This is a genomic window from Vibrio sp. 10N.286.49.C3, from assembly GCF_041469545.1.
GTDB lineage: Bacteria > Pseudomonadota > Gammaproteobacteria > Enterobacterales > Vibrionaceae > Vibrio > Vibrio tasmaniensis_A.
The window spans coordinates 1-12234 of record NZ_JBFRKT010000023.1 but is presented as its reverse complement, the minus strand read 5'-3'; the positions used below and the strand labels follow the sequence as shown (position 1 = coordinate 12234).

Genomic DNA, 12234 nt, shown 5'->3' with positions numbered 1-12234 from the left:
TCTTGCTGGAGCTTGTTTATTATCAGGCAGTATTTTAGCGAAGAAAGATCTCAAACTATGCGAATTAAAAAGTGGTTAGTTGCAGTTCCACTTGCACTAACAATGTTGACCGGTTGCTCTCTACTAGAGAAGTTGGTTTATCGAATTGACATCAATCAGGGTAACTATGTTGAACAAGAAGCTGTCGACCAGCTCAAGTTTGGCATGACAAAAACACAAGTTCGTTACGTTATGGGCTCACCTATGCTTATCGAAAATGGCTATCCAGATACGTGGTACTACATTTACCACCACCAAAAAGGCCATAACGACCCTATCCAGAAAAACCTTGTCGTGAACTTTGATGCCACTGGCACTCTAGTAACGATCAATGGTGATTTTGAAGCCAGTGATGAGTTCTTCGAAAGCCTTCGCTAGCTTTCCAGTCGACAAGGTATGAATCGCAAAAGCCTGCTCACTTCACACGAGCAGGCTTTTTAATATCTGCTAACAAATTAGCTGCGTGTCTAACCAACAAGCACAAAAAAGCTCGCCAACATTGCGAGCTCTCTTCTTAGTCGAATTTTTTTAGCACTACGATTTAGCTGCGGCTGCTTTCGCTTGCTCAGCACGCTTACGGCGGATCTCTTTTGGATCGGCTAACAGTGCTCGGTAGATTTCGATACGATCTTTATCGCGAACCGTCGCATCTAGCTTAACGTTGCGGCTGAATACGCCAACCTTGTTTTTTGCTAAGTCGATCTCTGGGTACAATTCCAAAACGCCAGACTGCGCAATGATCTCTTCAACGGTCGCGTGCTTGTTTACTACTAAAGTAAACACACGCTGTTCATGCGGAAGTGCAAACACAACCTCAACGTGGATCATATCCGATTCAATAGTCATGGCTTAGTAGACCTGTTTCGCGCGTTGAGTAAAAGCACTGACCATATTACTCGTCAGCTCATTGAAAACCTTACCAAATGCCATTTCAATCATTCGGCTAGAGAATTCAAACTCTAACTTAAGCTCAACCTTACACGCTTGCTCATCGAGCGGAGTAAAATACCAACCGCCCTGTAGCTTTTTAAACGGGCCGTCCACCAGCTCCATCAAGATCTCAGCGCCATCCGCTAAGCGGTTCGATGTGGTAAATGTTTTACTGATACCCGCTTTAGAGACATCAACCGAAGCCACCATCGTTGAATCTGAAGATTCGATCACACGTGAACCAGAACACCCTGGCAAAAACTCGTGATAACGAGCAACATCATTGACCAAGCTGAACATCTGGTCGGCACTAAACGACACTAATGCTGAACGAGTAACCTTTGGCATATAGACTCCTGTTAAAGACAGCGTTACATTAACACAAACTGCAATTTTAATTGTATTGGGCCAGAGCGCAAATAAAAAGGATTCCCCAACTAGGGTGCAATCCGTATAATGAGGCCATTATGGCAAAGAATAAATCAAAATCAAAAGCCGGTAGTAATACCATTGCGCTTAATAAGAAAGCTCGCCACGAATATTTCATCGATGATGAGATAGAAGCGGGGCTTGAGCTACAAGGCTGGGAAGTAAAATCCCTACGTGAAGGCAAAACCAATATCGCAGAAAGCTACGTCTACATCCGAGACGGCGAAGCATTCATCAGTGGTATGACGATCACTCCGCTAACTCAAGCGAGTACTCATATCGTGGCGAACCCAACACGCATCCGTAAACTACTAATGTCGAGAAAAGAACTCGATAACCTTATCGGTCGTATTAACCGTGAAGGCATGACACTTGTCGCAACCGCGCTTTATTGGTCTCGCTCTTGGGCGAAGATTAAAGTTGGCGTAGCGAAAGGTAAAAAGCTGCACGATAAACGTACTGATATGAAAGAAAAAGATTGGGCGAGAGATAAAGCACGGATTATGAAGAGTAATTTGCGTTAATTTTAAGCACTTAAACGCACAGTGCTAGACAGGCAAAGCTTTTCTGGTACTATGCAAATAACACTTGGGGCTGATTTAGGATTCGACAGGAATTTTGAAGTCTGAGGTGCATGCCGTGGGGCGGTTGGCCACGTTAAAAGCCGCAAAAAAATAGTCGCAAACGACGAAAACTACGCACTAGCAGCTTAATAACCTGCTCAGAGCTCTCTTACCCTAGCTTCCGCTCGTAAGACGGGGACCAATAAGAGATCAAACCCAAACTAGCTAGCGCGGATTCTCCCACCTGAGAGGAAAAGCGCGAATAACAATTCAGGTTAGCCTTTAACTAGCGTGTCGGTTCGCAGGTTGCTGGTGAAATTAAAGATCGACTAAGCATGTAGTACCAATGATGAATGATTTTTGGACGCGGGTTCAACTCCCGCCAGCTCCACCAATTCAACATTTAAAGACGTCTTCGGACGTCTTTTTTTGTATCTAAACCCTCTAAAAATCAACAACCTACATCCAGCAGCGTCTTTTCACGTCTTGTAGAAGCTCAAACTTCATTTACCCAAAGTGTTACCCAATGTAGAATTACCTAAAGTATTGGGTAAATGGGTAGGTTCTGAAATGACAAAGATTACAGGTAAGATAACGGACGCTAAACTCAAGAACGCAAAGCCAAAGACTGGTGAATACATAATTTCAGTAGGAGATGGCTTACAGTTACGCGTGTTGCCTAATGGCACAAAATCATGGCGTATGATCTACAAAAGCCCAGAAACCGGTAAGCAAACCAAAATGAGTTTGGGAACCTATCCCGTATTAGACTTATCCGATGCTAAAGAGATTAACTTTGAACACCGTAAGCTAATCGCAAAGGGGATAGACCCCAAAACTAAGAAAGCACAGGAGAAAGAAGAACAGAAAGTCTTAACTGAACATGTATTCATTAACATCGCTACTGAATGGTTTAAACTAAAGAAAACGCAAGTCACACCCAACTATGCCGATGACATCTGGCGATCATTAGAGAGAAACATATTTCCTACCCTAGCTCAAACTCCCATTAGCCACATTACTGCTCCGATGGTAATTGAATTGCTTCGCCCTATAGAAGCCAAAGGTAGCTTGGAAACAATTAAACGCCTCTGTCAACGTATGAATGAGATTATGGGGTACGCGGTGAACTCTGGAGTCATTCATTCAAACCCCTTAACAAACATCAAAGCCGTTTTCCAAAAGCCCGAAAAGCAACACATGAAGGCGATTGCTCCTCAAGAGCTCCCTGTGCTTATGAAAAGCATTGCTAATGCCAGCATAAAAAAAACCACTCGTTGTTTATTAGAATGGCAGTTGCACACTATGACCCGCCCAGCGGAAGCAAGCAATGCTCGTTGGGCAGAGTTAGATTTAGAACATGCAATATGGGTGATTCCTGCTGAACGGATGAAAAAGAGAAAAGAGCACCGTGTGCCTTTGACTCCTCAGATGATTTTGATATTGGAAACGATGAAACCTATTAGTGGACATCGGGAGTTCATCTTCCCTTCTGATAAAGACCCCAAAAAACCATGTCATAGCCAAACAGCTAATGCAGCATTAAAGCGTATGGGATTTGCTGGGCGCCTTGTTTCTCACGGTCTACGCTCTATCGCTAGCACAACGCTTAATGAGCAAGGGTTTGATTATGATGTTATTGAGGCTTGCCTTGCTCATGTTGATAAAAACCAGATACGCGGTGCATACAACCGTACGGACTATCTAGAACGTAGACGTAAAGTAATGTGCTGGTGGAGTGAGCATATTGAACAAAGTAGCCAAGGAAGTTATAGCGTCACTGGCACGGCTAATATCAAGCTTGCAGGGTAGATTCTTTTAACCTCACGACCACTTATCAGGCTTTGTCGGAGGGTTAAGGTTGAGGCTAAAACTGACACTTGTTAGCTTAGAGCGTTACCTGTCAATTTTTACGGTAAGGGGGCGCTGAGTTCGTCTTGCGCTGCGTTCTCTAGTTGTTTGTTCTTATCAGTTAATTCTAAAAGTTGATCTTTCAATTCTTCGATCTCATTTTCAAGTGAGCTAATCTTTTGCGCTTTTTCTTTGATGGTTGCTAGTGCTTTTTTTTGCTTATCTTTGTGCTCTTTTTCCTGTTTCTTTTTCTGAGTTTCTAGCTCTTGTGTAAGTAGCTTAGCTTGCTCCTTTACCACATCGTCAGAAAAGATGGTAGAAAGGAAGTCAACGTTAACGTGGCCAAAATGTTCGCCTTTCTTTAACTGCCTTTTGAGTTCTCTCTGGACTCTTTCAATACCCTCAGCATTCACTAGTAAATCTTCTATTACTTGGCTAAAACTAGATTTTTTTTGTCTTGCCAGTTTCTCCAGTTCTTTTCGTGCAGCGAGAGAGATAGAGTACGCCCCTTCAGAAACTTTCTTGGACGTACGGTTTTTTTCTCTTTTCTCCCACCGCTTCCATGCAGCCTTCATGTTCCGAAGAGCTTCGCGTGTATCCGCATTCTCTGGAAGCTCATAGGCTGCTTTTATAAACTCCCCTACTGGGTCTATGAACCCTTCGATGTCTGCCTTATTACTCCCCCAATTCTTTGCTTTTAGGTAAGTACAGATCCAACTTGCCTGCTCTGGATTTTTTGGGTCTATCCAATCCAGTCTTTTGATCATTTTGCTATTGGTCATGTGAATACCTAGTTTAGTTATTGAATGGAATACTGTTCAGTCATAAGTCGATTTTTTACGTAATTGGTCTTTCAAAAGTGGCCTAATGTGTTCAAGTTCTGGTTCTTCAAACAGAAACGTCGACGGTTATTCTTAGATATAGTCCACCAGCCATAGTCCTAGTAATTCATCCCTCACTGCGATCCAGTTTAACCGTTTTTCCATCTCAAGATTTCACTTCGGCTCTAACACTATGTACCGATGTTTACTCTGTATCTGAAACAAAGTAATCCTCTTAAGGACTAAATTCAAACTGAATCATAAATAAACATTCGAACATATTTGATTACACGGGTTTAAACTTATCAATAAACATGAAATAAAACACGTTACAATTTGTTATATATACCCTATATTACATCCTCAATCATCCATATTTACAGTGGTTAAAGTGAATGAAATCAGAAGAAATTTATTTACTATTATGTCTTATTAAAAAGTATGGACTTGACAGTGAATTTAGTAAGAAAATAATTGAGATATCAGAAGAATTTGGTGTGAGTACCAACACGGTTTCATCTCTATTTTCAGCCTTGAAAGCTAGCCAGTGCATCAAGATTAGAGAGCTGTACGCACTAAAAGGACGTGGCAAAAGCTGCTACGAGTTGACCGATAAAGTACTTCTCATTCATGATGATATCGGGATACTTCCAGAGGTTATGGCTACCCAAAATCCAGCGATAATACGGCTGTTAGAAAACGACCTCTCAAAGCTAATTAAGGGAACTCGGTCACCAATAAACGGCAGTGACGGCATCAAAAAACGCCAACCGTTCCGAGCATCTAATCGTTTATTTCTGACTTTGTTACTGCTGCATAGCAATGATCTAGGAGTCATCGAAGAGATAAGCTCCACGCAGATCCGTAAGATGATGGGCAACATCAGTGCGGAGCGTTTTAAATCTCAATTGAACACTCTCAAAAAACTAGGTTTGGTGAAGTGTCATATTGCAGGCATGACCGGGAAGGAGTTATTTGGACGTACGAAAGGAAGTTATTACTTAAACATTGACCATCCTTTTCTTAAAGACAGCTTTGAGAACGTAAGCTCGCTTCTTTTGGATTTCAACGATGTTACCTATAACTATAACGAAAGCACTGAGGTAACGTGTTTAATTGAGGCATATAGATATACACGGGATATTGACAGAAAGACAACTCACCGAGGCAAGCTTAAATATTATCAGTGGTCTAGGGTTATGGGAGAGAGCGGAGTTGGGGGCATAGTTGGTTTCCCTATCCAGTCTGTGATTCATTTTTTCCGCAACCCAATATTTCATGACCATTTGCACCAGTGGGTTTGTCAGGTGGCTTCTGAGCTCATGCTACACTCTTTCAATAGTATTGGTGACCTCCAAGTTAATCAATGTAGCGAAAGGCTTACTCAGTTGCTCTCCCTCTCGAAATCAGTTCCTCTTACCAAACAGCAGCAAGTAATAGATGCACTGCCACCACTTCAACGAACAAAACGACTTTTGGATGACTCACTCTTCTTAAACGATGTACTGAGCATTGATGATAAAGTGCAAGGTAGTTCCCTTTTATACTGGCAACACATCGTTTTAACCCGATTAATCTTAACGCTTGGGTTCAACATGGCTGAACGCTACAAAAAACTACTTAAGCTAAGTGGTCTGGGAGAGCAGCGCATCAATAAATGTGTTGTTATTCCTGTCGCAGTTTTTGAAGAGTTCTGTTTTCAGTACATACTCCAGTTCATACTTGAAAGTGGAAACCAGAAGAACACCAAACTACTGGTAGATAAAGATGAAGAAGTCACTTTGCTCATTGCAGATAGAGCCCAAGACGTTGAACCGAAGATAGCAATCCAAGATATAGAGCAAATCTTTGTCCCTAAGTCTGAGCCTCAACAGAGTTAAATAAAAAAAATACTCATCTCACCCCTATTGTATAGAGAGTGTCTTCATCAGCATGATGCTCTTACCTAGCAGGCATGACTGAAGAGATTCAGTTGTGTCTGCTGGATTAAGTGAGTAGAGAAGACTGGGTAGGATTTATAATGCTTAGAGGAGCATGTAATGCGACAACATTATAAATCTTTTTCTTTTCTTCTTTTTCTAAAGAACTACTCACCCAAGAAGAGTCCTCAAGACTCTGATACTAACCAATGTCAGTAACAATCAATTCAATACTATTCTGTCTAGACAGGACGATGTAACTTAGCTTCATTCATCATCTTTACTCAATGGATACACTCTCACTCTGTGGATAGGTTCGTTACTGTGTACGCTGATTACAGTGATTCAAGTAAAAGCAATGTGTTGGGCTCAATAGGCAGGCAACACCCAAGTGTAGGCTGTGGTGGTATAGCTTCTAATCTGAAATAAACTCAGTGGTTGTTCCTTATTGTATGAGACTACTTGATTCCCTATGGGGCTAGATATCTTGGCATCCAAGGAAGTCATTACTTTTACAACAACAAGATACAGAGGTCATGATGAGATTGATTCGAATGCGTGAAGTACTTGATAAAACAGGGTTGAGCAAGGCAACGTTATATCGTTTAATTGCTGCTGGTGAGTTTCCTGCGAGTATCCAACTATCTTCTCGTGCTGTCGGATGGGAGGAGTCGTTGGTGGATGAGTTCTTAATGAAAAAAGTTAGTCAGAGCAACTTCAAACGAGAGCAAGCTGAAATGAAGAAAAGTCCTCACTACGTTCCCCCAGAGAGAAGAGTTAGTCCCTACTTACGATACTAAGACAAAAAAAAGGAGCGTCATGCTCCTTTCTGATAATCAACAGACTACAAGCCTAAGGCTTTCGCTGTCTGTTTGTATTCTTGTTCGATTTGAGATTCCACTAGCTCTCGTCTTGCTTCAATAGGTGCTCTATCTGAGATGGCCTGTGCGCGTGATTCGAGCTGCTTCAGTTCATTCTGTTTCCAGTGATTGAGAGATTGTTGGATCTGCTCAGGTGTCAGGGTGGCTTTAATCGATTCGACACTGAGTGCATCAATAGCACTGGCAGCACTTACGTTCATTGAAAGGGTTAAAGCGGCTAGTGTGATAACTTTAGTAATGATTGATTTCATGATGATTCTCCAATTGAGATGTGTGTATTAATTAGGTAAAACTCAACGAAGTGACGACTGGTGGGGTAAACGCAAATGGTCGAAAAACAGGGTTTTCTTTAATAATATGCGTCTCAGATGAGGTTGTTTCGACTAGGCCATACTAAGGGGGCGGCCGTCCCCCTTAACACTGCTCGTCTTAGCTAAAGACGGTTGATGGCGCAGCCACTCATAAAGCACAGTTCTGCCTTGCACACTAACCTAATGGAGTTGATGTAAGATTAGTGCCCCATACTTTACTTTGATTGCGCTATGGCTCAATGGAACATGAAAGGGAGTAAGTGCCCTGTAGGTTCCATTGAATTTGTGAAACAGAAGTAAGGTATCACTGCTTGCGTCACTATCTGTCCGATGCAATCAACTGAGTGATATTGGTTGTTTGTAGAGCCGAACGCTGAGGCTCTGACTTGAGTTGATATTGTTGTAAGTGAAAATCTGACGGGTAATCAAAGTAGAAGGTCAGTACTTTCAGCTTAGCAATACAGGTTAAAGGAAGGTCGTCGTAATCGTTGAATGTGTTTTGGTAGACGAGATAAAGCTCACTTGTGGTGGTCGTAATACCAACAGGTGAAACTTGCTCTATCTGCTCACCGGATTTAAGGGTAAGCGTGATTTGCTTTTGATGAACCAGTGCCACTGAAATGGGTTCGAAAAACTCCCCTAGCAGGTCGGGTGCGTTTAGTTCATCTATCGCAGCATGTGCTTTGCTTGTGTCTCCTTGTGGTGGTTTCATTCCTGTGTAGGAGCGTGGCTGAGCTCGTAACAGGCTGAATGTAAAATCAATGGCGTACTCTAAGGATGATGGAAGTTGCTGACTAAGGGTTGCTTTAGCAAGCTGTAGTAAGACAAGATCCCTAGCGCTTAAGGTTGGTTGGCTGTACATTCCGCGACTGTAACCGAAAGGTTTACTTCGAGTGTCTTTGTCGACATCAAAATAATCGACAATGACATCAAGATTACGCTGTACGCTTCTGATGCCTCGGTACATTCCTGCATCGGCTAACTCAGCCTGAAGCTGCTTAGCCGTCACCTTTCGACCTTGTGGTATGCGTCGATACAACTCAAACACCAATGATAATTGCTCTGTGGTACTGGCTTTATCCCTTGTTGTCATTGTTAGGTCACTGCTGGTGGCTGATTGATAGAATGGCAATCATCCTAGCGATGGGTACGTCACTATCTGGCCGATAGCGTCTTTAGCTCATCGATATTTTAATCTCGTCATAGGCTCCCATTTGTAAGTAAGCGAGAAAGTTACCTTCCCAGAGAGAGTAGAACTCCACAATGGCTTGGTTGTGACAGCTTTGCCATCCCATAGGGGCAATGAGCGCTTGTCCGTTAGCGACATCAAAATCGACATTACGCTCAAGTTCTGGGTAGATGTTGCCTTGGTAAGCGAAGTCAGTGAGATATTGGATTTGATACTGACTCTCATCTTCTTTCAGTAACATGATTTCGACAGGATGATACCCTCCCGCTTCAGCACTGTAAGTGGTATCTCGAAAGTTAATGGTGAGGCTTTCACCGTCCTTCTTGGTTGGGTTCTGTTTCCAGAATGTCTCCATCTTGCTTTTCAACAAACTCTTAAGCTTCTGAGAGACTGGTGAGTATGGCGCTGTGATTGTTAATGTTTGAGATTTCATAGGTTTTCCTTTCAATCGTTTTGGTCAGGTCAATGATATGTACCTGAGTTTGATTTGAATCGAATGTGGTGGGGGATGCTTGAAGTGACAACGACTAGAATTGACTGACGACCGTTAACGTCTGTGTATCGAACTGTGATGCCTTTAGGTGATTGGTGAACGCCTTAAGCCAGCTAATGAAGAGCGACTGCACCTCAGGCCGATTGAGCTCACATCGTTGGATGTCAGGTTGGTAGAACCATTGATGCTTGAAGTTGAAATACAAAGCCACATCAACACTCTCAGCTTCTGGTGTCGGGTAATCAAAAGAAGCGATGAATCGCACTTCCCAAGGCTCATTAGTGTTAGCTCGTTCAAGCTGTACCTCAATCGGTTGTATCCCGCTTCGGTTGCGATAGAAGCTTGCGACCTTGAGATTAAGCGCCACTCGTTTTGTTTCGGTGGGGATGTCATATTGCTCAATCAATAGCTCGACAAGCTGGTGGAACAAGTCGAGTTTGAAATTACGTTTGATACTACGATTCATAGCCAACCTCTCTCAGCAAAAGAGACACAATCACTGCCCACCACAATGTGGTCGAGTACTCGCACATCAACCAGTGCTAAAGCATCCTTTAAACGCTCTGTAATGCGTCTATCAGCTTGTGATGGGTTGGAGTCACCCGATGGATGGTTATGAGCAAAAATCACTGCTGAGGCGTTTCTCTCAAGTACCAGCTTCACCACTTCTCGTGGATACACTGAAGCACTGTCCACCGTGCCAAAGAACAACTCATTGAATTCAATCAACTGATGTTGGTTGTTGAGTAACATTACCCCAAAGACTTCTCTCTCATATTCTCCTAGCTTGCAGCGTAGAAAGGCTTTCGTGTCATTCGGACGTGTAAAGGCATCCCCGCTGACCAATCGACTCTCTAAGATCTCGACGGCTTTCTCTAATATCTGGTGCTCCGTAACGGGAGCGCTGAAAGTATATAGCGTTTCCATATCTTCTCCTTGTATCAATAAATGCAGTGCTCAAGGGAATGATATAGATGTGAATAATTCTTCAATCGAATCCAAATCCACTATGAGACCGACTGAGACTTGTTGAGATAAAAAATACAGACCTGCGTCTTTGTTTGAGTGATACCAACAAAGGCAATAAACATGAACCCAAACCATTCAAACACTGAACACCCGAATCGCTTGATAAGACTTAAAGAAGTGATTCATATCAGCGGTCTTTCCAGAGCGTCGATATACAGCTTTATGGAGGAAAATACTTTTCCTCAATCCGTGTCCCTAGGCGCAAGAGCCATTGGTTGGCGATATCAAGATATCCAAAATTGGATACTAGAAAAGATACAAGAGCGAGATGAGAAGTTAATCAAGCAGGCTGAGTTGAAAGCAAAGCAGGAGAAACGTTATGGTCGATAATACGATTGAGAATGAATGTTTCCGTGAGTACCAAATCGATACGGTGGATGGGGGGCTTTCGCTGCCACTGATAGAAAAACTCTATTTTGCTTATCGAAGTGTCTTAAGTCGTTTTGGTCACAGTTATGTATTTCGGTTTCGGCTAGGCATACCCAGAAAGTACAACCATCAAGCCAAGACGTTATTTAATCAGTGGTTTTATCGATTCTGCCATTACAGACAGAAGGATAAGATTAGCGTGATATGGAAAAAGGAAATATCTGACACTGGCGCAATCAGCTACCGCTTCACGATGTTTTTAGATGCAGCTTCCTACCAACCGATGGCAAATGAATACCAAATCAGAAAAAAACTGACGAAAGACATTACGCGAACGTGGGCAACGACCACACAGACAAGCCAATACGACATCAGTGAACTTTGCTCCTTTCTTACTCAACCCCTGATTGAACTCAATAAAGACCATGAGGATTTTGACCACCAACACCGCTGCTTGTTCTTCGTACTAAGCAGACAAGCCAAACTCAGCACAAATCATGATATTGACGTTCAAAGCACGATAGGTTCATTTGTCAGTAAATCTAAAAAGAAAGGAAGGCAGCCGAGAAAGCCGAGAGAAAAAAGGTCAAAGAAAAGACAACCATAATCCGCGAGGCCACCAGCACAAGTATGATTGATGTTACGGGCTGGAAGGTAAACCAATAACGGGATGTCCTATATCTACAGGCTGATATTAGGTTAGGGAAATTTTTACACTTCAACTCTATCTCATGAGTGATAACCATAGAGGAAGAATTTCATGAGATTAGTTCGTTTAAAAGAAGTGATAGAAAGAGTGCAGTTAAGTAAGTCGACCATCTACAAAATGATGGCTAACGGGGAGTTCCCACGCAATGTCTCGCTTGGAGAGCGAGCCTCAGCATGGGTTGAGCATGAGTTGGATGAATGGATTGAGAGCAGATAGTAGCAATGACATGAGCCAGCAGCGAATGCTGCTGGCTTTATGCCCTTTTAGAGAAGGGGTTTGAGTCGGAGGCGTCTTGTTTCATTGGGCTAGAATAAAGTTATCTAAGTTGCTTCGGGATAAGAGCCCTTTAGTGCGACTACTCAAAAAAGTTTCTGCCCCAAAAATTGGTTTCGCCAAAAAGTCTACATTCAAATGCGAGTGGATTTTGACCAAATAGAACTAATCTGACACCCAAAGCTCACAAAGAACAAAAAAATGGGGGGCAGAGTGCAGTTCTTAGCTCAAATGAATTTGCTAATTTTTGCCCAGTCAATCGCTTTGAAAGCGTCACAAACTTACAAGGCGTTATGGAAGTAATATCGCCTTGATCAAGTGTCTAAAAACTTCGCTAAGAGCGTTTGAGGGCTGTTTCTGATAGCAAACTCGCGCATTTACCATAATAGGAATAATGACTACAGGACATGTAGGCGCAAAGTTGTAAT

16 protein-coding genes and 1 other RNA gene are annotated in these 12234 nt (G+C 42.6%); 9 read left to right on the top strand and 8 right to left on the bottom strand.

From position 1 onward, the window contains the following. Nucleotides 1-57: 57 nt before the first annotated feature. Entirely contained in the window at nt 58-417 is a 360-nt protein-coding gene (bamE, locus tag AB4180_RS10885) for an outer membrane protein assembly factor BamE (RefSeq protein WP_009848326.1), read from the top strand. A 156-nt stretch (nt 418-573) separates the two neighbouring features. Here bamE and AB4180_RS10880 read toward each other — a convergent pair whose 3' ends face one another. Both AB4180_RS10880 and AB4180_RS10875 read right to left on the bottom strand, forming a co-directional pair. Continuing rightward, on the bottom strand, nt 574-885 hold the full coding sequence (locus tag AB4180_RS10880) for an RnfH family protein (protein WP_009848325.1): 312 nt from the start codon (nt 883-885) through the stop codon (nt 574-576). 3 nt (nt 886-888) lie between these two features. Then, nucleotides 889-1317 carry an SRPBCC family protein gene (locus tag AB4180_RS10875; RefSeq protein WP_004735157.1) on the bottom strand — a complete coding sequence of 143 codons (429 nt, stop codon included), beginning with the start codon at nt 1315-1317 and terminating at the stop codon, nt 889-891. Between the two features lie 119 nt (nt 1318-1436). On the opposite strand from AB4180_RS10875, the gene smpB reads away from it, so the two are divergent. The 3 genes from smpB (at nt 1437) to AB4180_RS10860 (ending at nt 3773) form a co-directional block, all read left to right on the top strand. Further along, a complete protein-coding gene (gene smpB / locus AB4180_RS10870; RefSeq protein WP_004735156.1) occupies nt 1437-1922 on the top strand; it encodes an SsrA-binding protein SmpB in 486 nt (161 codons plus the stop codon). Between the two features lie 66 nt (nt 1923-1988). Further along, nucleotides 1989-2355, top strand: a transfer-messenger RNA (tmRNA) gene (gene ssrA, locus AB4180_RS10865). Nucleotides 2356-2531: 176 nt separating this feature from the next. Next, the gene (locus tag AB4180_RS10860; RefSeq protein ID WP_102250027.1) at nt 2532-3773 is read left to right on the top strand and encodes an integrase domain-containing protein; all 1242 of its coding nucleotides are present in this window, start codon (nt 2532-2534) and stop codon (nt 3771-3773) included. Nucleotides 3774-3871: 98 nt separating this feature from the next. Here the strand turns inward: AB4180_RS10860 and AB4180_RS10855 are convergent, their stop codons facing one another. Further along, entirely contained in the window at nt 3872-4594 is a 723-nt protein-coding gene (locus tag AB4180_RS10855) for a hypothetical protein (RefSeq protein ID WP_102250026.1), read from the bottom strand. Between the two features lie 434 nt (nt 4595-5028). Here AB4180_RS10855 and AB4180_RS10850 point away from each other — a divergent pair, with 434 nt between their 5' ends. Further along, complete coding sequence (locus AB4180_RS10850) at nt 5029-6513, top strand: hypothetical protein (RefSeq protein ID WP_102250025.1); 1485 nt, start codon at nt 5029-5031, stop codon at nt 6511-6513. Between the two features lie 575 nt (nt 6514-7088). Further along, a complete protein-coding gene (locus tag AB4180_RS10845; protein WP_102250024.1) occupies nt 7089-7352 on the top strand; it encodes an AlpA family transcriptional regulator in 264 nt (87 codons plus the stop codon). A 44-nt stretch (nt 7353-7396) separates the two neighbouring features. On the opposite strand, the gene AB4180_RS10840 is transcribed toward AB4180_RS10845, so the two are convergent. From AB4180_RS10840 to radC, 5 genes are all read right to left on the bottom strand, one after another. Then, on the bottom strand, nt 7397-7684 hold the full coding sequence (locus AB4180_RS10840; RefSeq protein ID WP_102250023.1) for a hypothetical protein: 288 nt from the start codon (nt 7682-7684) through the stop codon (nt 7397-7399). A gap of 379 nt (nt 7685-8063) precedes the next feature. Beyond that, entirely contained in the window at nt 8064-8837 is a 774-nt protein-coding gene (locus AB4180_RS10835) for a hypothetical protein (protein ID WP_241909274.1), read from the bottom strand. Nucleotides 8838-8919: 82 nt separating this feature from the next. After that, the gene (locus tag AB4180_RS10830) at nt 8920-9366 is read right to left on the bottom strand and encodes a DUF2787 domain-containing protein (protein ID WP_102250021.1); all 447 of its coding nucleotides are present in this window, start codon (nt 9364-9366) and stop codon (nt 8920-8922) included. A 94-nt stretch (nt 9367-9460) separates the two neighbouring features. Then, the gene (locus tag AB4180_RS10825; RefSeq protein ID WP_017100148.1) at nt 9461-9892 is read right to left on the bottom strand and encodes a DUF2787 family protein; all 432 of its coding nucleotides are present in this window, start codon (nt 9890-9892) and stop codon (nt 9461-9463) included. Then, nucleotides 9889-10353, bottom strand: coding sequence for a DNA repair protein RadC (gene radC, locus AB4180_RS10820; protein WP_102250020.1), 465 nt, complete (start codon nt 10351-10353; stop codon nt 9889-9891). The genes AB4180_RS10825 and radC overlap by 4 nt, the downstream gene beginning before the upstream one ends. Nucleotides 10354-10515: 162 nt before the next feature. Here radC and AB4180_RS10815 point away from each other — a divergent pair, with 162 nt between their 5' ends. From AB4180_RS10815 to AB4180_RS10805, 3 genes are all read left to right on the top strand, one after another. Beyond that, complete coding sequence (locus AB4180_RS10815) at nt 10516-10785, top strand: AlpA family transcriptional regulator (protein ID WP_017081608.1); 270 nt, start codon at nt 10516-10518, stop codon at nt 10783-10785. Next, a complete protein-coding gene (locus AB4180_RS10810) occupies nt 10775-11431 on the top strand; it encodes an inovirus-type Gp2 protein (RefSeq protein ID WP_102250019.1) in 657 nt (218 codons plus the stop codon). Before AB4180_RS10815 ends, AB4180_RS10810 begins: the two co-directional genes overlap by 11 nt. A 153-nt stretch (nt 11432-11584) precedes the next feature. Further along, nucleotides 11585-11749, top strand: coding sequence for an AlpA family transcriptional regulator (locus tag AB4180_RS10805; protein WP_102250018.1), 165 nt, complete (start codon nt 11585-11587; stop codon nt 11747-11749). Nucleotides 11750-12234 lie beyond the last annotated feature (485 nt).

Excerpts from the sequence above, each read along its gene's own strand:
- bamE (WP_009848326.1), top strand. The coding sequence starts at position 58 with ATGCGAATTAAAAAGTGGTTAGTTGCAGTTCCACTTGCACTAACAATG.
- AB4180_RS10880 (WP_009848325.1), bottom strand. The coding sequence starts at position 885 with ATGACTATTGAATCGGATATGATCCACGTTGAGGTTGTGTTTGCACTT.
- AB4180_RS10875 (WP_004735157.1), bottom strand. The coding sequence starts at position 1,317 with ATGCCAAAGGTTACTCGTTCAGCATTAGTGTCGTTTAGTGCCGACCAG.
- smpB (WP_004735156.1), top strand. The coding sequence starts at position 1,437 with ATGGCAAAGAATAAATCAAAATCAAAAGCCGGTAGTAATACCATTGCG.
- AB4180_RS10860 (WP_102250027.1), top strand. The coding sequence starts at position 2,532 with ATGACAAAGATTACAGGTAAGATAACGGACGCTAAACTCAAGAACGCA.
- AB4180_RS10855 (WP_102250026.1), bottom strand. The coding sequence starts at position 4,594 with ATGACCAATAGCAAAATGATCAAAAGACTGGATTGGATAGACCCAAAA.
- AB4180_RS10850 (WP_102250025.1), top strand. The coding sequence starts at position 5,029 with ATGAAATCAGAAGAAATTTATTTACTATTATGTCTTATTAAAAAGTAT.
- AB4180_RS10845 (WP_102250024.1), top strand. The coding sequence starts at position 7,089 with ATGATGAGATTGATTCGAATGCGTGAAGTACTTGATAAAACAGGGTTG.
- AB4180_RS10840 (WP_102250023.1), bottom strand. The coding sequence starts at position 7,684 with ATGAAATCAATCATTACTAAAGTTATCACACTAGCCGCTTTAACCCTT.
- AB4180_RS10835 (WP_241909274.1), bottom strand. The coding sequence starts at position 8,837 with ATGACAACAAGGGATAAAGCCAGTACCACAGAGCAATTATCATTGGTG.
- AB4180_RS10830 (WP_102250021.1), bottom strand. The coding sequence starts at position 9,366 with ATGAAATCTCAAACATTAACAATCACAGCGCCATACTCACCAGTCTCT.
- AB4180_RS10825 (WP_017100148.1), bottom strand. The coding sequence starts at position 9,892 with ATGAATCGTAGTATCAAACGTAATTTCAAACTCGACTTGTTCCACCAG.
- radC (WP_102250020.1), bottom strand. The coding sequence starts at position 10,353 with ATGGAAACGCTATATACTTTCAGCGCTCCCGTTACGGAGCACCAGATA.
- AB4180_RS10815 (WP_017081608.1), top strand. The coding sequence starts at position 10,516 with ATGAACCCAAACCATTCAAACACTGAACACCCGAATCGCTTGATAAGA.
- AB4180_RS10810 (WP_102250019.1), top strand. The coding sequence starts at position 10,775 with ATGGTCGATAATACGATTGAGAATGAATGTTTCCGTGAGTACCAAATC.
- AB4180_RS10805 (WP_102250018.1), top strand. The coding sequence starts at position 11,585 with ATGAGATTAGTTCGTTTAAAAGAAGTGATAGAAAGAGTGCAGTTAAGT.